The 18859-nt window shown below is 54.8% G+C and carries 16 protein-coding genes; 8 read left to right on the forward strand and 8 right to left on the reverse strand.

The window, feature by feature from the left end; all coding sequences use genetic code 11:
• The 3 genes from narJ to HVE01_RS08960 are packed head-to-tail and all read right to left on the reverse strand — an operon-like array spanning position 1 to position 6159.
• The gene (gene narJ, locus HVE01_RS08950; RefSeq protein ID WP_125748531.1) at positions 1-813 is read right to left on the reverse strand and encodes a nitrate reductase molybdenum cofactor assembly chaperone; all 813 of its coding nucleotides are present in this window, start codon (positions 811-813) and stop codon (positions 1-3) included.
• A complete protein-coding gene (gene narH / locus HVE01_RS08955; RefSeq protein WP_146943633.1) occupies positions 806-2380 on the reverse strand; it encodes a nitrate reductase subunit beta in 1575 nt (524 codons plus the stop codon). Before narH ends, narJ begins: the two co-directional genes overlap by 8 nt.
• Positions 2377-6159, reverse strand: coding sequence for a nitrate reductase subunit alpha (locus HVE01_RS08960; RefSeq protein WP_146943635.1), 3783 nt, complete (start codon positions 6157-6159; stop codon positions 2377-2379). Before HVE01_RS08960 ends, narH begins: the two co-directional genes overlap by 4 nt.
• A gap of 256 nt (positions 6160-6415) precedes the next feature.
• On the opposite strand from HVE01_RS08960, the gene HVE01_RS08965 reads away from it, so the two are divergent.
• Positions 6416-6862 carry an Rrf2 family transcriptional regulator gene (locus HVE01_RS08965; RefSeq protein ID WP_125748540.1) on the forward strand — a complete coding sequence of 149 codons (447 nt, stop codon included), beginning with the start codon at positions 6416-6418 and terminating at the stop codon, positions 6860-6862.
• A gap of 5 nt (positions 6863-6867) precedes the next feature.
• Here HVE01_RS08965 and HVE01_RS08970 read toward each other — a convergent pair whose 3' ends face one another.
• Positions 6868-8079, reverse strand: coding sequence for an NnrS family protein (locus HVE01_RS08970; RefSeq protein WP_146943637.1), 1212 nt, complete (start codon positions 8077-8079; stop codon positions 6868-6870).
• A gap of 158 nt (positions 8080-8237) precedes the next feature.
• Between HVE01_RS08970 and hmpA the strand changes: the two genes are divergently transcribed.
• Positions 8238-9410 carry an NO-inducible flavohemoprotein gene (gene hmpA / locus HVE01_RS08975; protein WP_146943639.1) on the forward strand — a complete coding sequence of 391 codons (1173 nt, stop codon included), beginning with the start codon at positions 8238-8240 and terminating at the stop codon, positions 9408-9410.
• Positions 9411-9455: 45 nt separating this feature from the next.
• Here the strand turns inward: hmpA and HVE01_RS08980 are convergent, their stop codons facing one another.
• The 3 genes from HVE01_RS08980 to HVE01_RS08990 form a co-directional block, all read right to left on the reverse strand.
• Complete coding sequence (locus HVE01_RS08980; RefSeq protein ID WP_146943641.1) at positions 9456-9842, reverse strand: SirB2 family protein; 387 nt, start codon at positions 9840-9842, stop codon at positions 9456-9458.
• Positions 9843-9853: 11 nt separating this feature from the next.
• Positions 9854-10261, reverse strand: coding sequence for a ribonucleotide reductase subunit alpha (locus tag HVE01_RS08985; protein ID WP_213017437.1), 408 nt, complete (start codon positions 10259-10261; stop codon positions 9854-9856).
• Between the two features lie 70 nt (positions 10262-10331).
• Positions 10332-10901: a hypothetical protein gene (locus tag HVE01_RS08990; protein ID WP_240645068.1), complete on the reverse strand. Its 570-nt coding sequence runs from the start codon at positions 10899-10901 to the stop codon at positions 10332-10334.
• Positions 10902-11077: 176 nt separating this feature from the next.
• Here HVE01_RS08990 and HVE01_RS08995 point away from each other — a divergent pair, with 176 nt between their 5' ends.
• From HVE01_RS08995 to HVE01_RS09020, 6 genes are all read left to right on the forward strand, one after another.
• On the forward strand, positions 11078-12976 hold the full coding sequence (locus HVE01_RS08995) for a type IV pili methyl-accepting chemotaxis transducer N-terminal domain-containing protein (protein WP_125748555.1): 1899 nt from the start codon (positions 11078-11080) through the stop codon (positions 12974-12976).
• Positions 12976-13644, forward strand: coding sequence for a two-component system response regulator NarL (narL, locus tag HVE01_RS09000; RefSeq protein ID WP_125748558.1), 669 nt, complete (start codon positions 12976-12978; stop codon positions 13642-13644). Before HVE01_RS08995 ends, narL begins: the two co-directional genes overlap by 1 nt.
• Positions 13645-13882: 238 nt before the next feature.
• Positions 13883-15475 carry an MFS transporter gene (locus HVE01_RS09005; RefSeq protein ID WP_146943645.1) on the forward strand — a complete coding sequence of 531 codons (1593 nt, stop codon included), beginning with the start codon at positions 13883-13885 and terminating at the stop codon, positions 15473-15475.
• 92 nt (positions 15476-15567) lie between these two features.
• Positions 15568-16026: a universal stress protein gene (locus tag HVE01_RS09010; protein ID WP_146943646.1), complete on the forward strand. Its 459-nt coding sequence runs from the start codon at positions 15568-15570 to the stop codon at positions 16024-16026.
• Between the two features lie 58 nt (positions 16027-16084).
• Positions 16085-17578, forward strand: coding sequence for an MFS transporter (locus tag HVE01_RS09015; RefSeq protein ID WP_146943649.1), 1494 nt, complete (start codon positions 16085-16087; stop codon positions 17576-17578).
• A gap of 211 nt (positions 17579-17789) precedes the next feature.
• Positions 17790-18356, forward strand: coding sequence for a YIP1 family protein (locus HVE01_RS09020; protein WP_244973727.1), 567 nt, complete (start codon positions 17790-17792; stop codon positions 18354-18356).
• Between the two features lie 36 nt (positions 18357-18392).
• Here HVE01_RS09020 and HVE01_RS09025 read toward each other — a convergent pair whose 3' ends face one another.
• Positions 18393-18824 (reverse strand): DUF488 domain-containing protein, encoded by a 432-nt coding sequence (locus HVE01_RS09025; protein ID WP_146943653.1) that lies wholly within the window; start codon positions 18822-18824, stop codon positions 18393-18395.
• Positions 18825-18859 lie beyond the last annotated feature (35 nt).

An 18859-nucleotide genomic window follows, 5' to 3' on the forward strand; every position in this document is an offset into this window, starting at 1 on the left:
TTAACGATCGACGGAAGGAGCGGAAGAAGCATTTAAAGACGGAGCAGGCATAATGCGTACCGGCTGGCTCTGAACGGTGTGTTTGCGCTCAGCCAAGCGACGCCCTTCAGCAGACTGCAGCGCGCAGTCTTCGTCAGAGGTTGCCGAAAAACGCACCGCCTCTTCTTCCCATACGGCGTCCAAGGCTTCGGGGGTGTTGTCCGGCGCTTCTTTTTTGACCTGGGGCCGATGCTCCTCGACATCTCCCTCGGCGCCGATTAACGCCAATAGTGACAACGGCACCAACGCGTGATCTGCTTCCCGCTCCTCCAGCCGCGCGGTCAGCAGCGCCAGAATATGGCGTATTTCGCCCAGCCAGCGGCCAATCTCGGCTTCATCGCACAGCGAAAGGTACTCAAGAAACACCGGTAGATGATCGGGCAGTTCACGGGCATCCAGCTCGAAACCGGCCGCGCTGTACTCGGCCATGAGATCCACCATGGCCTGGCCACGGTCACGTGATTCACCGTGAACGTGCTCAAATAGCAGCAGCGACGTAGCCCGCCCCTTATCAAACATGGCGACGTACTCGGCCTGCAGCTCAAGCAGGTCGCCCTCTTGGAGGCGCTGACACCATCCCATTAGCGACGATTTGAGAGCCGCCCCCAGGCGGCGCTCGGCATGAAGGATTTCGATGAGTTCGCCGCTGGCATCCTGCAGTTCCTGGGTCGGGTAATCGAGCAGACGAGCCAATACGCGTAGGCTACGCATCCCCTGTGGCGGCTCAAACGATGGCTCTACCGGGGTCGGCGATTGGGTAGCGGCTTCAGTCATGACGAGACTCCTCAAGTTGTGGCTGCGGGTCGAAGACCTCTACCGGTTCCACCAACACGCTGGTCTGCTTACGGCCATTGAACAGGTTGGGCTGGCTCTCACCGTGGCAACCGTCACCAAAGGTAAAGCCGCATCCTCCGCGCTCAGGGAAGGCTTCGGTGGCCATTTCCCGGTGGCTGGTGGGGATCACAAAACGATCCTCGTAGTTGGCAATGGCCAAGTAGCGGTACATCTCCTCTACTTGGGCCACGCTCAGCCCAACGGCATCGAGCACTTCGGCGTTGGGGGCGCCCTCCACGTGCTTACCGCGCATGTAGACACGCATCGCCATCAAGCGCTTGAGTGCCAATACCACGGGCTCCTCTTCACCGGCAGTCAACAGGTTAGCCAGGTACTTCACCGGGATACGCAGTGATTCGATCTTGGGCAGGATGCCGTCAAACTCCACATGCCCCGCCTCAGCGGCGGACTGAATCGGCGACAGCGGCGGCACGTACCACACCATCGGTAGCGTGCGATATTCCGGGTGCAGCGGCAGCGCCAACCCCCAGTCGATCGCCATCTTGTAGACCGGTGAGGCCTGGGCGGCTTTAATGACGTTATCCTGGATGCCATCCCGCTTGGCCTGGGCAATCACTTCCGGATCGTTGGGGTCTAGAAAAATCTCACACTGGCGGTGGTAGAGGTCACGCTCATCCGGCGAGCTTGCCACTTCCTCGATACGATCAGCGTCATACAGCAGAACACCGAGATAGCGAATGCGGCCCACACAGGTCTCGGAGCAGATGGTCGGTTGACCGGCCTCGATACGCGGGTAGCAGAAAATACACTTCTCGGACTTACCGCTTTTCCAGTTGTAGTAGATCTTCTTGTAGGGGCAGCCGGAGATACACATCCGCCAGCCTCGGCACTTGTCCTGGTCGATTAGAACGATGCCGTCCTCTTCACGCTTGTAGATCGCACCGCTAGGGCAGGACGCCACACAGGTGGGGTTCAAGCAGTGCTCGCACAGGCGCGGCAGATACATCATGAAGGTGTTTTCGAACTGGCCGTAAATATCTGCCTGCACCTTGTCAAAGTTCTTGATAAAGTTGGCGTCTTTGCGCCGCTTGGCGAACTCGGTGCCGAGAATCTCTTCCCAGTTGGGGCCCCATTCGATCTTTTTCATGCGCTGACCGGAAATCAGCGAGCGCGGACGCGCCACCGGCTGGTGCTCGCCGATCTTGGCGGTATGCAGGTGTTGGTAGTCGAAAGTGAACGGCTCATAGTAGTCATCCATCTCGGGCAGGTCGGGGTTGGCGAAAATGTTCGCCAGCACCCGCCATTTGCCACCAATACGCGGCTCAATCCGACCGTCGTTACGGCGCATCCAACCGCCCTTCCACTTGGCCTGGTTCTCCCACTCTTTGGGATAGCCGATACCGGGCTTGGTCTCAACATTGTTGAACCAGGCGTACTCCATACCTTCGCGGCTGGTCCAGACATTTTTGCAGGTCACCGAACAGGTGTGGCAACCAATACACTTATCAAGGTTGAGAACCATGCCTACCTGGGAACGAATTTTCATTTCACGGCCTCCTGAACGCTGTCATTGCCTTCACCATCCAGCCAGTCAACGTGTTTCATCTTGCGCACTAACACGAACTCATCGCGGTTTGAGCCGACGGTGCCGTAATAATTAAAACTGTAAGAGAGCTGCGCGTAGCCGCCGATCATATGGGTTGGCTTGGGGCAGACACGGGTGACCGAGTTGTGAATACCCCCTCGCGTGCCGGTGACCTCAGAACCAGGCACGTTCACGTTGCGCTCCTGGGCGTGGTACATCATTACCATGCCCGCCTTGACCCGCTGGCTGACCACTGCCCGCGCGGCAATCGAGCCGTTGGCGTTGTAAACCTCGATCCAGTCGTTGTCCTCAATCTCGATCTCTGCCGCGTCCGCCTCGGAGAGCCACACCACCGGGCCGCCTCGGTTGAGCGTCAACATCAGCAGGTTGTCCGAGTAAGTGGAGTGGATGCCCCACTTCTGGTGCGGCGTGAGGAAGTTCAGCGCCTTGCTCTTGAAGCCGTTGTCAGCGGGAAGCTGGAAGCCTTTGGACGCTTTGGTATCGATGGGCGGACGATAGACCAGCAGGCTTTCACCGAAGGCGCGCATCCAGGCATGATCCTGATAGAACTGCTGACGACCACTCACGGTGCGCCACGGAATCAGCTCGTGAACGTTGGTATAACCGGCGTTATAGGAGACGTGCTCATCCTCGAGGCCGGACCAAGTCGGGCTGGAGATAATCTTGCGCGGCTGAGCGACGATATCGCGGAAGCGAATTTTTTCTTCATGCTTGGGCTTCGCCAGATGGGTGTGGTCGCGCCCGGTAATTTTGGAGAGTGCCTCCCAGGCTTTTACTGCTACGGCGCCGTTGGTTTCCGGTGCCAGGGTCAGAATCATCTCGGCGGCATCGATAGCGCTGTCGATCAGCGGGCGCCCTTTATGCGGGCCATCCAGCTTGCGATGGTTGAGTTTGCCCAGCAGCTCGACTTCAGCATCGGTATTCCAAGCGATGCCCTTGCCGCCGTTACCGATGCTTTCCAGCAGCGGCCCTACGGAGGTGAAGCGCTCATAGGTTTCGGGATAGTTGCGCTTGACCTCAATCAGCGATGGCATGGTCTTGCCGGGAATCGGCGCGCATTCGCCCTTCTTCCAATCCATTACCGCCGGTTGAGCCAATTCGCCTGGCGAGTCGTGCTGCATCGGCAGCGTGACCAAGTCGGTCTCTTCGCCCAGGTGGCCGACACACACCTTGGAGAATGCTTTGGCAATACCCTTATAAATATCCCAGTCGCTGCGCGATTCCCAAGCCGGGTCGGTGGCGGCAGTCAAGGGGTGAATAAAGGGGTGCATGTCAGAAGTGTTAAGGTCGTCCTTCTCATACCAGGTCGCCGTAGGCAGCACGATATCCGAGTAAAGACAGGTGGTGGACATGCGGAAATCCAGCGTCACCAGCAGGTCGAGCTTGCCTTCCGGCGCCTCGTCACGCCATACCACTTCTTCGGGCTTCTGGCCGCCGAAGTCGCCCAGATCTTTACCCTGAATACCGTGGCGAGTACCTAGCAGGTACTTGAGCATGTACTCATGGCCCTTACCGGAGCTGCCCAGCAGATTGGAGCGCCAGATGAACATATTGCGCGGGAAGTTCTCTGCCGCGTCCGGGTCTTCCGCGGCAAAACGCAGCTCGCCACTCTTTAGCTGCTGCACCGCATAGTCAGCGGTGGACATGCCCGCGGCTTCGGCTTTCTTCGCTAGGCGCAGCGGGTTAGTGTCCAGCTGAGGTGCTGACGGCAGCCAGCCCATACGCTCAGCGCGCACGTTAAAGTCGATCAGGCTGCCGGGGTAATCCTCGGCCCTGGCCAACGGCGAAAGAATTTCTTTAATCTCTAGCTTCTCGTAGCGCCACTGGGAGGAGTGACTATAGAAGAAGGAAGTAGAGTTCATGTGGCGCGGCGGGCGCTGCCAGTCAAGGCCAAAGGCCAGCGGCGTCCAGCCAGTCTGCGGGCGCAGTTTTTCCTGCCCCACATAGTGAGCCCAGCCGCCACCGCTCTGACCGATACAACCACACATGACCAGCATGTTAATCAGGCCGCGGTAGTTCATATCCATGTGGTACCAGTGGTTCATACCGGCACCAACGATGATCATGCTACGGCCGTTGGTTTTATTGGCGTTGTCGGCAAATTCACGGGCAATGCGGGTGCACTGCTCTGCTGGGACACCGGTGATTCTCTCCTGCCACGCCGGGGTATAGGGGCGAACCTGATCAAACGAGGTCGCGCCATCATCTTCGCCGTCGCCGACAAAACCACGGTCGATACCGTAGTTGGCACACATCAAGTCAAAAACGCTGACTGCCAGCATGTCGCTGCCGTCGGCTCTCTTTAAACGTTTGGCGGGCAAATTGTGGAACAGTAGGTCATCGGCAGCGCCAACACCGGCCCCTTTTACGTGCTCAAAGTGCTCGTGCTCAATGCCGCCGAAGTAAGGGAACGCCACGCGCACCACGCTATCGTGGTGGTTAGCCAAACTGAGTAGCGGCTTGATCTCGGTGCCTGCAGCGTCCAGCGACTCCAGGTTCCACTTGCCCACTTCGTCAGCGGCTTCGCCCCAGCGGAAACCGATGGAACCGCGTGGTACCACCAGCTGGTCACGGGTTTCGTCCCAGGCGACGGTTTTCCACTCGGGATTGTTTTCCTGGCCCAGGGCAGCATCAAAATCACTGGCTCGCAGTTGGCGACCCGGTGCGAAGCTGCCATCTTCACGCGCTTCCAGTTCCACCAGGAACGGCATGTCGGTATAGCGGCGCACATAGTCCGTGAAGTAAGCACTCGGATTATCGAGGTGAAACTCTTTGAGGATGACATGGCCCATGGCCATCGCCAGTGCAGCATCGGTGCCCTGCTTGGCGGACAGCCACTCGTCGGTGAGTTTGGAAACCTCGGCATAATCCGGGGTGATCGAAACTGTCTTGGTGCCCTTGTAACGTACTTCGGTAAAGAAGTGGGCGTCCGGGGTACGCGTTTGAGGCACGTTAGAGCCCCAAGCGATAATGTAGCCGGAATTGTACCAGTCAGCGGATTCAGGTACGTCGGTCTGTTCGCCCCAGGTCATTGGCGAGGCCGGCGGCAAGTCACAATACCAGTCGTAGAAGCTCATGCAGACGCCGCCAATCAACGACAGGTAGCGGCTACCCGCGGCGTAGCTAACCATCGACATGGCGGGAATAGGCGAAAAGCCAATGATCCGGTCGGGGCCGTACTGCTTGGCGGTGTAAACGTTAGAGGCAGCGACCAACTCGTTAAGCTCGTCCCAGTTACCGCGTACGAAGCCGCCCATGCCGCGAGCACGCTTGTACTTTTTGGTCTTGGTGGGGTCTTCGACAATAGATGCCCAGGCATCTACTGGGTCTGGGTTAGCCTTAAGCGCTTCGCGCCATAGCGCCAGCAGCGGCTTGCGCACTAATGGATACTTCAGGCGGTTGGCGCTGTACAGATACCAGGAGTAGCTGGCGCCACGGGGGCAGCCACGTGGTTCATGATTAGGCAGGTCGGGACGGGTACGCGGGTAATCGGTCTGCTGGGTTTCCCAGGTCACTAAGCCGTTCTTAACGTAGATCTTCCAGCTACAGGAGCCGGTACAGTTCACCCCATGGGTGCTGCGTACAACTTTGTCGTGCTGCCATCGGGCACGATAACTCTCTTCCCACTGGCGGGATTCGCTGCGTAGTTCGCCGTGTTCGTTGGCAAAAGGTTCGCGGGACTTGCGAAAGAAATTCAGCCGATCTATGAAATGACTCATGGTCGATCTCCAGACTCCACGGAAATTTGCGTACCCGCTAGGCGGGCTCCATGGAGAGGATTCTGCGTGATCGACAAGGTAATTACTGCGTGATTACCTCCATATACACCCTATCTACCCCCAAGGTGATAGAGCGACCAACGTAAAGGAATAGACGTATGCTCGCAGGCTTTCAACTACGTTTACATTGCAACTCACTGAACATTCATACAATATACTTTTTATCGCTGAATACTATCCGAGCAAAGCGCACTCCATGCATCTCACCCGATTCACAGATTATTCGATACGCGTCTTGATCTTTCTTGCGGCCAAGGGGGAAGAGCGCTCTACGATTAATGAAATTGCCGAGACCTTTAATATCTCACGCAATCATTTGATGAAAATCGTTCAGGAGCTAAGTCAAAAGAACTACGTTACCGCCATTCGTGGCAAGAATGGCGGCTTACTGCTGACACGGGACCCTGCAACCATTAGGCTAGGCGAGTTAGTTCGCGATATGGAGCATGACATGGGGTTAGTGGAGTGCTTTCATAGCGACAACGCCTGCATCATTACACCGGCATGTCGCCTTCAGCCGATACTTAATGATGCCCTATCAGCATTTCTAAGTGTACTCGACCACTACACATTGGCCGACCTGCTGGGCAGTCAACAGTCTCAACTGGCGCAACTTATGCGCATTCCTACCGTCAGCGCTTAGCACCGCTAGCCATCCTGCCCGTCGACTCGCGGCTGCATCAGCGGCCAAGTATAGTGCGCGAGAAATATTGCGTAGGCCAAGCACCAGAAGATGATGCTCAGCGTATAGGTCCAGTGGGTAATCTGGGGAAATAACGCCAGGACGGGTGAGCGCACTAAGGCGGCTATTAGCATTAAGCCCAACGCCACACCAATACCAGGCAATGTGCGTATGGGGCGGCCCGTATGGCCTAGCGCAACCCTGGCCATCATGGCCAGCATCATGGTGCCCATACCACCAATGGTCAGGGCATGTACGGCAATCTCAACGCGCATCAGCCCCATCAGTGCCAAGCCCCACATGATAAGCCCTAGTGGAATGCAGGCGTAGCTACCGTGGAGCCCCCAAAGTAAAGGCTCGCGCCAACTGTGCAGCCCACCCCAGCGCGCCATGCGAACACTATTAGCCAGCGCCGCTAAGAGCATCGCCCCAGCCATTAATGAAGCAGGTATGGCAACACCTAGCATGATGACAAGCTGCAGCACGACGACGCCAGCCGTACTCACCAGCGTCACTCTTTCGAGTAAAGCAATCGGTTCAGGCTTGGTGCGGCTCAAACGATTGGCAGTAAACATGGCAATCACACGCCCGCCAACGACGGCCATCATCAAGGTAATTAACAGCACGGCTAAGTAGGCAGCTTGGCGGATCAGCTCGGCATCACCTTGCATGACTCCTAAGTGCATCGCCAGATTAGCCGTGGCCAACAGCAACAGCACAGGTACAAAGATCAAGTTGCGCCAACGCTTTGCGGTGATAACTAGACGCGCCATAACCATAGCGACAATTGGCAGAAACGCTAGGTCAACCGCCAGCAGCAGCCACTCCGGCAGCCCCATGGGGAAAGCCATCAGCCCCCTACCCAATAGCCATAGCACCACCAGACCCAATAGCGGCCCGCCGTTTAAACTCGGCAACCCTGTCCAGTTACGCACAGCGGTTAGTAAAAATCCCGCTACCACCGCCGCGGCAAAGCCAAACAACATTTCATGCTGATGCCAGAGCACCAGACCGCCATAAGGTCGCAGCAAAATAGTGCCGTGCCAGAAGGCCAACCACACCAAAAGGGACGCCACACTAAACAGCGCGGCCAGCAGAAAGAAAGGCCTAAAAGCCAAGCGCATTAAGGGTAAATGCTCAAGCTTAGAAGCAGGCTGGGATGAGGTGGTCGTTGGCATGGCGTAATCCCGACTAATTTACTTGGAAATATGAGTGTGCGCCTAGCCATCAACAAAGACCATGACATGTATCAAAAATACATCTTATGGCTAGCATTTAAAGGCCTGCGGATTTAAGATGCATTTTTAATACATCTTAAAGTATCGAGGTAGTAACAGTGCTAACACATGAGCAGGAAAAGCTGATTAACGCGACAGCCCCCATCGTGGCCGAACACCTGAATGCGATTACCCAACGCTTCTATCCACTGATGTTCACCCGCTATCCAGAGGTTAAGCCCCTCTTTAATGAGGTACACCAGCAAAGCGGTGGTCAGCCCCGTGCACTGGCCAACGCCGTGTTGGCCTATGTTCAACTACGTGGTAACCCAGCTCAGGCGCGTGCAACTCTTGATGTTGTCGTAAGCAAACACGTCTCGCTAGGCATTCTTCCCGAGCAGTACCCTATTGTCGGTGAGTGTTTGCTGGCCGCCATTGGCGAGGTACTCGGTGATGCCGTGACACCAGAAATAGCCGATGCCTGGGGCGCTCTGTATAACGAACTTGCCGCCCTGTTGATCGACCTGGAAGATCAGCGCTATCGCGAGTTTGAACAGCGCCCTGGCGGATGGCGTGGCGCACGCCGTTTCAAGATTGCCAGTACCCAGCAGGAAAGCGCTTTAATTCGATCGTTTATCCTTGAACCTGAGGATGGCGGTCGTGTGGCTGACCATGAGCCAGGTCAGTATATCGGCGTACGTTTGACCATTAACGGCGAACTGGTCTATCGACATTACAGCCTTTCGGATATACCCAATGGCCGGAGCTACCGGATCTCGATCAAACGCGAAGAACAGGGCCAAGTCAGCCGCCACTTCCACGATGCCTTACAACCAGGCGATACCTTAGAACTGTTACCGCCAGCAGGCGACCTCACGCTGATTGAAGGCGATGAGCCTCTGTTGCTTGCCAGCGGCGGGGTTGGTCAAACGCCCCTGCTCCCCATGGCAAGACAAGCCTTGTCCCTTGGGCGGCAAGTCACCTATCTACACGCGGCCCTGGATGCCGAACATCAGGCCTTTAAAGATGAATTAGACGCACTGAAGAGCGAGTATCCTCAACGCCTTAAGGCTGTCCGTATTCATGAGCGCGGCAACGAAGCCGAACATATTGGACGTATCGACCGCAGCTTATTAGCTCACTACCTGCCTGATCTTAAGGCACGCTGCTATTTCGTCGGCCCTCAAGGGTTTATGACAGCAATTAATAATGCGTTGTCTGAATTGGGAGTCGACGAGGATCGCCGACACTTCGAGCACTTTGGCCCCTCACGCCCACTCGACGCAGCTTAATAACGCTCAGTTAGAGTTATCATTTCGAGATAAGAGCCAAGCTGCTCAGGCCAACCAGGATAGCGGGCTGTGATGAATAGCAGCCCCCACCATATAGGCAAAGGCAGCCACCGCCACTACCGCTGCCAAGACCCGCACCGTTGGCGTCGCCCCGCGCTTAATCGCAATGGTGCCGACACCAATATAGACCAGCAGTGCTAATAGCTTGGCGCCAAGCCAGGGAAGCTGCCAGGGCCATATGGAAAGCAACACCATCAAAGTCACTCCCAGCCCCAACAAAGCCGTATCAATAAGATGGGGCAATACCTTGACCCAACGAGCGTTGAGTCGCGGGCTTTCCTGCACCGACCACCAAGCGCGCACTACGAAGAGCGTGATGCTCAGCGCAGCGGCCGTCATGTGCAAATGCTTGATGAGGAAATAGTGTTCCATGGTAAGCATCCCTAGCCGACGTTAACCGCATTGCCGTGATGATCGAAGGCAAGATAGGTGGCGATAGTACCCATTTGCAGCGACTCCATCATACGCTGAAGCTGGCGTTCAACCTCGGCGTCATCTTTGGGGTCATCCATGGCAGCTGTGAAGACTAGATCCCATTCGATCTCGGTTCGGCGTGACTCCTCGACCAATGCCGCCATACTGGTCAGTTCCTGCGTCGACTTATCTACGCAGACCACCGGCACCAACACACCCCCTTCCCCCTGTTCGAAGCGACGACGCTGATCAGCATCAGGGAAATCAGGCAACTCTGCGCGCACGAACACAAACAGCAGGCGCTGTGGCTGAGGCTGTTTACGTGCTTCATGCAGTAAGTCGGCAAACGTCACTATAGTCACAGAATCGGTGGTCATAAAATGAGCCTTATCGCTAATAGTTAAGAATCAATCGGCAAGAGTGAACAAGTGAGACTAATAGGCGGCATTACTCGGGTGACGCTACGAAAAGCCACAGCAGCAGCATTACTATAAGCAGAGGGATCAGCAGGCTAAGTGGCGCGGCGCGCCAACCATAGGCTTGGACAACCAAAGGTGCTATTCGTAGGGAAAGCCCGACGCCTGCCGCTAACGCTAGAAAAAGGGCGACACAAAGACACACCCAACGATCAGGCATCCAACCTTTGGCGTGGACGATGCCCGTCGTAATCACCGCGCCTCCTAGTCCAAGCCCGGCCCCCACCAACAAAAACTCCCACGGCTGGCTAGCCATCCCAAATCCGCCCAGCGCCAACGCTAGCCCCAATAGTAGCCACTGCATCAAGCGGCAGGTGTCGCCCCGTTTGGCGATATACCAGGCTGGCCACGCCAATAATGCACCACTCATCAACGGTACCAGCACATAGATAGGCTGCTTTGCGAGCAGGCCATAAAGTGTCCAGCTAGCCACCGCTAAAGCGCTTGCTAACGGCATTAGCAGCATGGCTACCAGCAACTGATAACCATTCACTGGCTGTATTGATGTCTCCAACGTGGGAGGCGGCACAGACGATGGCATAGTGTTTCCCAGCGAAGGTATAAAGACATCGGAAGACGTGCCAGAATTGTCGGTAAATACTAGGCGTCGGTCAAAAGGCATCGGAGGTAGACTGGCTAACCCCAAAGGAATAGCCCTCATATCGAAATGCAGACAGTGCCACACGCCCTTACCTCTTCCGCGCTATCGGAAATGCCATGAAATTACTTCAGCGCTCCTTGGTTGCTCGCATTATCGCATCCCTGCTTGCCATTAGCGGGATGGCCTTTATCAGCATTACTTTGACCATGGCAATGTCTAACAGCAGCCGTGGCGATGCTGCCGCGATTAATGTTGCTGGCTCATTACGCATGAATGCCTACCAGATTATGGGAGCCTTGCAACGCCTGGAGTATGCTCCAAAGAAGACAAGCGAGGAGCAGCTCGAAGCACTCATTTTACGCTTCGATCAGCGTTTGCATGGCACAACGCTACAGCAAACGATCCCCCGTGATGATCGTCATGAGCGCCGCCGTCAGTTGGAAAAACTTCAAAACTACTGGCAGCACTCGCTGCGTCCGGCACTTGAAGCTCCAGCCGCTGCCACGGCTCTTGACCTCGATACCCTAGAGATGATGATCGTTGCGATGGTCAGTGATATTGAAGTGCTAGTGACCTATCTGGAGCAAAGCACCGAGGCCAAGGTGCGGCTATTGGGGATGATGCAACTGCTTTTTCTGGCACTCATCGCTATCGTGGTTTCGATAGCCCTTTACGATGTTCGCCATAACTTGGTAGTGCCGCTACGCCAGCTGATGGTACTTGCCCGCGAGGCGGCACAGCGTAATTTCAAGCCGCGTTCAGAGCTACGCGGCAGCGATGAGCTGGCCTTGCTAGGACATACCTTTAATAAGATGTCAGCCGAGCTGGCAACCAGCTACGCCGCATTGGAAGACAAGGTATCGCGCAAGAAACAGGAACTAGAGCGCAGCAATCAGGCGCTGCGAGTCATGCATGATGCTAGCCGTTCGCTTTATGGCGGCGGTAACGACCTTTGCTCTAGCGCAGCACCTATGCTGCGCGAGCTAGAAAAGCTGCTCGATATCGGGCCAATTCGGCTTTCCCTAAACGATCCTTTCGACCAACGGGAAATGCCGGTTTTGGAAACCCACTCACGTACCCGACCAGAGTATTGCCGTGACCAGGAGTGCCACGCTTGCCTAATTGATCCTCGCCCCTTGGAGATGGTGTCCAATAACCAGTCCCAATGTTTACTGCTACCGATCAGCGTCGGTGACACTCTGCTTGGCACCCTGGAAGTGTGGTATCACCAGGAGCGGCTTAACGACAGCACCCGACGGCTGCTCACCATGTTAGCCGACCAGCTGGCCACGGCGGTTTACCTGCAGCGGCGTATCGAGGAGCAGCAACACGTCACGCTGATCAACGAACGGACCATCATTGCCCGAGAACTTCACGACTCGCTAGCCCAATCGCTCTCTTATCTAAAGATGCAGGTTGCGCGGCTCGAACGTATGCAGCAAAAAGATGCCACGCGTGAGATGCAGGCTGAAGTATTCGACGAGCTGCGCACCGGTTTAAACAGTGCCTATCGTCAACTACGTGAACTGCTGACCACCTTCCGGCTCAAGCTAGAGGGGCCAGGGCTGCAATCTGCCTTGCGTCAAACCATCGAAGAGTTTAGCCAACGCATGGAGATAACAGTTGAGCTTGACTACGATGTGCCGCCTTATCTGCTTAATCCCAATGAAGAAATTCACGTGCTACAGATCATTCGCGAGGCGCTGGCCAATACCCACAAGCATGCCCAGGCCCACTGGGCTGGGGTCACTGTGCATTTCGCTGATGCTCGCCTGCTAGTGCGTATTGAGGATGATGGTATCGGCCTAGAAGACGATAGTTCGCCACCTATGCACTACGGCTTGGTGATCATTCGCGACCGAACCACCACCCTGAACGGGGAGCTGAGTATCACCAATCGCCCCACAGGGGGAGCCAGCATTGAGATAGCCTTCACCCCGTTGACCGCTCGCTTAATTCAGCAGCAGCCTGTGACGGCTGCCTCAGACTTTCACTTAGGTACAGGGGCTCCTTAATGACACTAACCACTGCCAACGATACACCCGCCACGCTGATGATTATTGATGACCACCCGCTACTACGGCGTGGCGTCGTTCAGTTGCTTGAACTAGAGGATGATCTTGAACTGATTGCCGAGACCGGCGCTCCTGAAGAGGGCATTGCACTGGCTCTCGAACGGGAGCCTGACTTGGTGTTACTGGATTTAAACATGCCAGGTGTCAATGGCTTAGAAGCCTTGCGTCGCCTACGAGAAGCCAACTATAGCGGCCGTGTGGTGATGTTCACTGTTTCCGACCATGAGGATGATGTGGTTGCGGCGCTGCGCAACGGTGCCGACGGTTACCTGCTAAAGGATATGGAGCCTGAAGATATGGTGCGCCAGTTGCGCCAAGCTGCTTTGGGACGCATGGTCATCAGCGAAAGCCTAACCGCCCTCCTCGCTGAAGCGCTGCGTAATCAGCGCAATGCCCCCACCACTCCGGATATTCATAGTCTAACCCAGCGTGAACGCGAAATTCTGCAACAGCTGGCTGGCGGGCTCTCCAACAAACTCATCGCACGCAAGCTGGATATTACCGAAGGCACGGTCAAGGTTCACGTCAAGCATCTGCTCAAAAAGCTCAACTTACGCTCGCGTGTCGAAGCCGCCGTCTGGGCAGTCCAGGAAGGTATCGATCACTAGCCGATTCTGTGTGGTTACCTCCAAAGACTTCCAAAGTACTTTTGCTCTAACCCACCTTTACCCCCTGTCGTTTTTTTCTCTTTAAAATCAATCAACCCAGACTTTTCAGCGACTACCTCTCAAGAGGTATGTCGCTGTTTTTCATGTCATTTTCACCTATTTCCCAATTTATTCCCCCAGCGTATCTTGCTGTCTGACTGCTAGATGCAGATAGGTTTGATGCCAAGGGGAAATCGCCATGAGCAAGAGAAACGCCGACATTGAGAAGTGGGATGTCGAAGACGCCCAATTCTGGGAACAGAAAGGCAAGCACATCGCCAACCGCAATCTATGGATATCCATCCCCAGCCTGCTGATGGGATTCGCGGTCTGGATGATGTGGGGAATGATTACCACCCAGATGCAGAACCTGGGTTTTTCGTTCACGGTTAACCAGCTATTTTCGCTAACAGCGCTTGCCGGTCTAGCAGGTGCCACACTACGCATCCCAGCATCATTCATGATCCGCATCGCTGGCGGGCGTAACACTATCTTCCTGACCACCGCGCTATTGATGATCCCCGCTGCTGGCACTGGTATCGCCTTGATGAACCCGGGCACGCCGTTGTGGGTATTCCAGGCGTTGGCGCTACTTTCCGGTATCGGTGGCGGTAACTTCGCTTGTTCAATGAGCAACATTTCCACTTTTTATCCCAGCAAGCAACAAGGTTACGCCCTAGGCATGAATGCAGGCTTGGGTAATTTTGGCGTTACTACCATGCAGATTGTCATCCCACTGGTAATGACCGTCGGCATTTTCGGTGCTATGGCGGGTTCGCCAATGGAATTGCAAAGCGCTAGCGGTACGTTGATTGGCCGGATAGAGGCAGGTACCGATACTTGGATCCAGAATGCAGGCTTCATCTGGCTCGTATTTCTGATCCCATTAGCGTTCGCCGGTTGGTTCGGCATGAATAATCTTCGCACTATTACGCCCAACCCTGGCTCACCGCTTGCTGCTTTCAGCAAAATATTAGGTCTCTACGGCGTCGGCATGGTGACCGCGATCATCGGTATGCTGGCTCTTGGCTGGCTTAATATGTGGATTGCCTTGCCGCTAACCATTGTTCTAACCCTAGTGTTGTTGCGCCTGATTCCTGGCGATATCAAGCCTAATATCCAGAAGCAGTTCGCGATATTTTCCAATAAGCACACCTGGTCAATGACCATTCTCTATATTCTGACCTTCGGCTCCTTTATCGGCTTCTCTGCGGCCCTGCCACTCTCAATCAACGTCATCTTCGGCAACATGATGCAGGCCACTGCCGATGGCACGCTGATTCGCGTGGCCAACCCTGAGGCGCCCAGCGCTTTAACCTGGGCTTGGATAGGCCCGTTCGTGGGTGCGCTGATCCGCCCATTGGGCGGATGGATCTCCGACAAAGCAGGCGGCTCCATCGTTACCCAAATAATTTCAGCGATCATGGTGGTCGTCTCTGTCGCCACTGGCTACGTGATGATGCAGGCCTATAACGCCACCGATCCTAATCAATTCTTTTGGCTATTCCTGCTGCTATTCATCGTGTTATTCGCCGCCAGTGGTATCGGCAACGGCTCTACCTTCCGCAGCATCGGGGTGATTTTCGACCAACAGCAGAAAGGCCCGGTTCTTGGCTGGACCTCTGCCGTCGCAGCCTATGGCGCCTTCATCGCCCCGCGGGTAATGGGCGAGCAAATCCAAGCCGGCACACCAGAACTTGCCATGTATGGCTTTGCGGTCTTCTACGCCATCTGCCTGGTCATTAACTGGTGGTTCTACCTCCGCAAGAGTGCCTACGTTAAGAACCCGTGACCCGGATTAACAACGCCTAAATATAGCTTGCTTCTTTGCGCCCGGAGCCAAGCTCCGGGTCTTTACCCCCTACCCCAGTGCGGGAGGACACTATGAAAATCATGATCGCCTATGACGGTTCGCGAAACGCCAAGCTGGCTCTTGCTCAAGTCGTCAATATGTTCCGCTGTAATCAGCCTCTTTTGGTACTGGTCGGCGTAGTGGAAAACCCGCTCGACGCTACCGATAGCAACGAAGTGCTGTTTCAGCAGGAACACAATGAGCTGAAACAGCACCTTCAGGAGGGTGTGGCGTTCGCTATCGGAGAAGGTTTTCAAGCCGAGCAGCTTCTCGCCGAGGGTGACGCACGCAAGATGCTGCTTCAGGCCACTCGTAAACTCACGCCAGATCTACTGGTGATTGCCCGCCATAGCCATCAGCCGGACGGCGGCATCATCGCCAAGTCGTTGACTTATTTTGTTGATGAACTCGACTACATGACGTTTGGCAGCGTCAGCTCGTTCCTAGCCAGACGCGCCGAGTGTCCCTTACTGATCCTACTCAGCCCTTAAGTAGCCTCTACCCCCTGCTTTGGCATAAACCACATTTGGGACACAGGACGATACGACCATGAAAGTTTCCGCTGTATTCAAGTTTCGCAGCCCCGAGATTCGGGCCTTGCACCTGACCTGGATTGCCTTCTTTATTACCTTTTACGTGTGGTTCAACATGGCGCCGCTTGCATCGAGCATGCTCAAGAGCGTCGACTGGCTGACCACGGATGATCTCAAGCTGTTCGCTATCTGCAACGTCGCCTTAACGATTCCCGCGCGCATCATCGTTGGCATGGCACTGGATCGGTTCGGCCCACGACGGGTGTTCTCGGTGCTTATGGTAACGATGTCGCTACCGGCGCTGGCGTTTGCTTTCGGGAATAGCATGACGCAACTGCTAGTGGCACGCCTAGTACTGAGTTCGATTGGCGCCAGCTTCGTGGTCGGTATCCACATGACAGCGCTGTGGTTCAAGCCAAAGGATATCGGCTTCGCCGAAGGCTTCTACGCTGGCTGGGGTAACTTCGGCTCCGCCGTCGCGGCCATGTCGCTGCCGACCATTGCCCTGAGCATGTATGGCGGCGCCGATGGCTGGCGTTGGGCAATCGCCCAGAGTGCTATTGTTATGGCCGCTTACGGTGTTTACTACTGGTTCGCGATTACCGATGGCCCGGATGCTCAGGCGCACCGTAAGCCACGCAAATCCGCCGCCATGGAAGTGAGCTCTTGGGGCGATATGATCAAGCTGATCATCTGGACGATCCCTCTGGTTGGCGTACTCGCCATCCTGGTCTGGCGTATTCAGTATATGGGCTATTTATCAGTTACCGGTGCGACCATCGCTTATCTAGCCATTACTGCCATCGTTATCTATCAAATTGTCCAGATCCTGAGAGTCAACCTACCGATCCTGCGTAAGGGTGTACCGGAAGATGATAGATACTCGTTCAACAGTGTGGCGGCGCTTAACAGCACCTATTTTGCCAACTTCGGCGCTGAACTAGCGGTAGTATCGATGCTGCCCATGTTCTTTGAGGAGACCTGGGGCCTAAATGCCGCTACGGCCGGCCTGATCGCTGCATCGTTCGCGTTCGTCAACTTGGTGGCGCGCCCCATGGGCGGCATGGTTTCTGATCGCATGGGTAACCGGCGTTTTGTGATGCTGTGCTACATGTTTGGCATTAGCGTTGGGTTCTTGCTGATGGCCATGCTCAATGCGAGTTGGCAGCTCATTCTGGCCATTGCGGTGACCATTGGCACCTCGATTTTCGTGCAAGGGGCTGAGGGGGCAACCTTCGGTATCATTCCCTCCATCAAGCGCCGCATCACAGGACAAATCTCCGGTATGGCCGGCGCCTACGGCAATGTTGGCGCGGTGGTTTACCTCACCATCTTTACCTTTGTCACGCCATCGCAGTTCTTCTACATCATCGCGACAGGCGCCTTTATCAGTTGGCTTATCTGCTTGGTGTGGCTCAAGGAGCCAGAAGGTGCTTTCGATGACGAGTACTACGTCTCATCTGTTGATAGAGACATCGAAGAACAGTCTTTACAGAGTGCCAAGCACTAAACGTTAGCATCATCTGTAGCATCACGGCACTGTTCGCGTCGATTGGATTCGGACAGTGCCTCTATTGTGCGGCAACTAACCGAAATGCCATACAGCACACTTAATTTTTTTAGTCATTTTCTCAACTCTGTTGACCACATACTCAACTATGGCTAACTCGCTAATTTAGAACACCTAATCATTGAAATTACACTTCCAAGGGAGTCCTGAAGTGCGAGCACTCACTTTTCTCAAATTACCCTTCAACCATCGTGAAGGCTGGAAAGAGTTACAGACTTCCTGCCCCTCCATTCCTTTACTAGCATGGCGGGTAGTTGTACCTATGTCGCTCTTGCCGCCAATACTGCTCTATTATGCAGGTAGCCATTACAGCGATCCATTTATGACGGGATTTGCTGACCGAGAGTGGCGTTTTATCACCACCATTATTTTCCTTGCAGAGATAGTGAGTTTTTTCGTTATTGGCTGGGTAATCTACGCTGTAGTCAATGGAACAGAAGAGCTATCTATTAGCTATCAAGACGCCTATTTACTTGCCGGGCTTTCACCACTGCCTTTATTTGCCTCGTCGTTGGCACTCCTGGTACCCAACTTATTTTTTAATGTCGTGATTATACTTAGCGGGCTGGGCATCTCTTGCAGCTTGATTTACCACGGCTTACAAGCACTCTGCTCGCAGCAAGAAGTTGATGTTGCAACTATCTCAGCCACTTACACAATTATGGCTACCAGTGCTCTGGGATGGGGTATTTTATTTGCTGTTATCTGGGCTTATTAAGCTATTGCCATTTGCATGCGTGTTAAGGCAAACGGCCTAACGCTGGGAAGTGGGTAACGTGTGCGCTAGGCAAGGAGAGGAGCAAAATTCACGATCACTCGCGTCTTCCTCTGCAAGCGCTAATAGCGTCAGTTCTTTTATTACCGAAAGGTGGGAATCGCCAATTTGACGAGCGGCAGTGAGTAGGGTCACTCGCCCCACTCGTGCGCATCTCATTAAAGGCAGCAGCTTATCAGGGCACGCCTTCAGATCACTTCTGTAGCGCTCAAGAAAGAGCGATTTACTGATTCGTTGCTGACGGTACTGGCGACATAGTTGAAATGTAGGTGCTATCTCAGGGTACCATTCATTCAGTGCAAGGAAACAGGGAGACAGTCCACCAGGATATAACCGATCAACCAACACGCGAATGCCGTCACAATCACCTATCGGCGCATAAATACGTTTAAGCGTTATTTCATAGGACATTGATCACCTGCCTCTGCCAACGTGCTCATGGCTTC

This window comes from Vreelandella venusta (assembly GCF_007989605.1).
In the GTDB taxonomy this organism is placed as follows: Bacteria; Pseudomonadota; Gammaproteobacteria; order Pseudomonadales; family Halomonadaceae; genus Vreelandella; species Vreelandella venusta.

Coding starts and splice junctions, on each gene's coding strand:
- narJ (WP_125748531.1), bottom strand. CDS start 813: ATGACTGAAGCCGCTACCCAATCGCCGACCCCGGTAGAGCCATCGTTT.
- HVE01_RS08970 (WP_146943637.1), bottom strand. CDS start 8,079: ATGCCAACGACCACCTCATCCCAGCCTGCTTCTAAGCTTGAGCATTTA.
- HVE01_RS08995 (WP_125748555.1), top strand. CDS start 11,078: ATGAAATTACTTCAGCGCTCCTTGGTTGCTCGCATTATCGCATCCCTG.
- HVE01_RS08960 (WP_146943635.1), bottom strand. CDS start 6,159: ATGAGTCATTTCATAGATCGGCTGAATTTCTTTCGCAAGTCCCGCGAA.
- HVE01_RS09005 (WP_146943645.1), top strand. CDS start 13,883: ATGAGCAAGAGAAACGCCGACATTGAGAAGTGGGATGTCGAAGACGCC.
- HVE01_RS09025 (WP_146943653.1), bottom strand. CDS start 18,824: ATGTCCTATGAAATAACGCTTAAACGTATTTATGCGCCGATAGGTGAT.
- HVE01_RS09010 (WP_146943646.1), top strand. CDS start 15,568: ATGAAAATCATGATCGCCTATGACGGTTCGCGAAACGCCAAGCTGGCT.
- HVE01_RS08985 (WP_213017437.1), bottom strand. CDS start 10,261: ATGACCACCGATTCTGTGACTATAGTGACGTTTGCCGACTTACTGCAT.
- narH (WP_146943633.1), bottom strand. CDS start 2,380: ATGAAAATTCGTTCCCAGGTAGGCATGGTTCTCAACCTTGATAAGTGT.
- narL (WP_125748558.1), top strand. CDS start 12,976: ATGACACTAACCACTGCCAACGATACACCCGCCACGCTGATGATTATT.
- HVE01_RS08965 (WP_125748540.1), top strand. CDS start 6,416: ATGCATCTCACCCGATTCACAGATTATTCGATACGCGTCTTGATCTTT.
- HVE01_RS09015 (WP_146943649.1), top strand. CDS start 16,085: ATGAAAGTTTCCGCTGTATTCAAGTTTCGCAGCCCCGAGATTCGGGCC.
- HVE01_RS08990 (WP_240645068.1), bottom strand. CDS start 10,901: ATGCCATCGTCTGTGCCGCCTCCCACGTTGGAGACATCAATACAGCCA.
- HVE01_RS08980 (WP_146943641.1), bottom strand. CDS start 9,842: ATGGAACACTATTTCCTCATCAAGCATTTGCACATGACGGCCGCTGCG.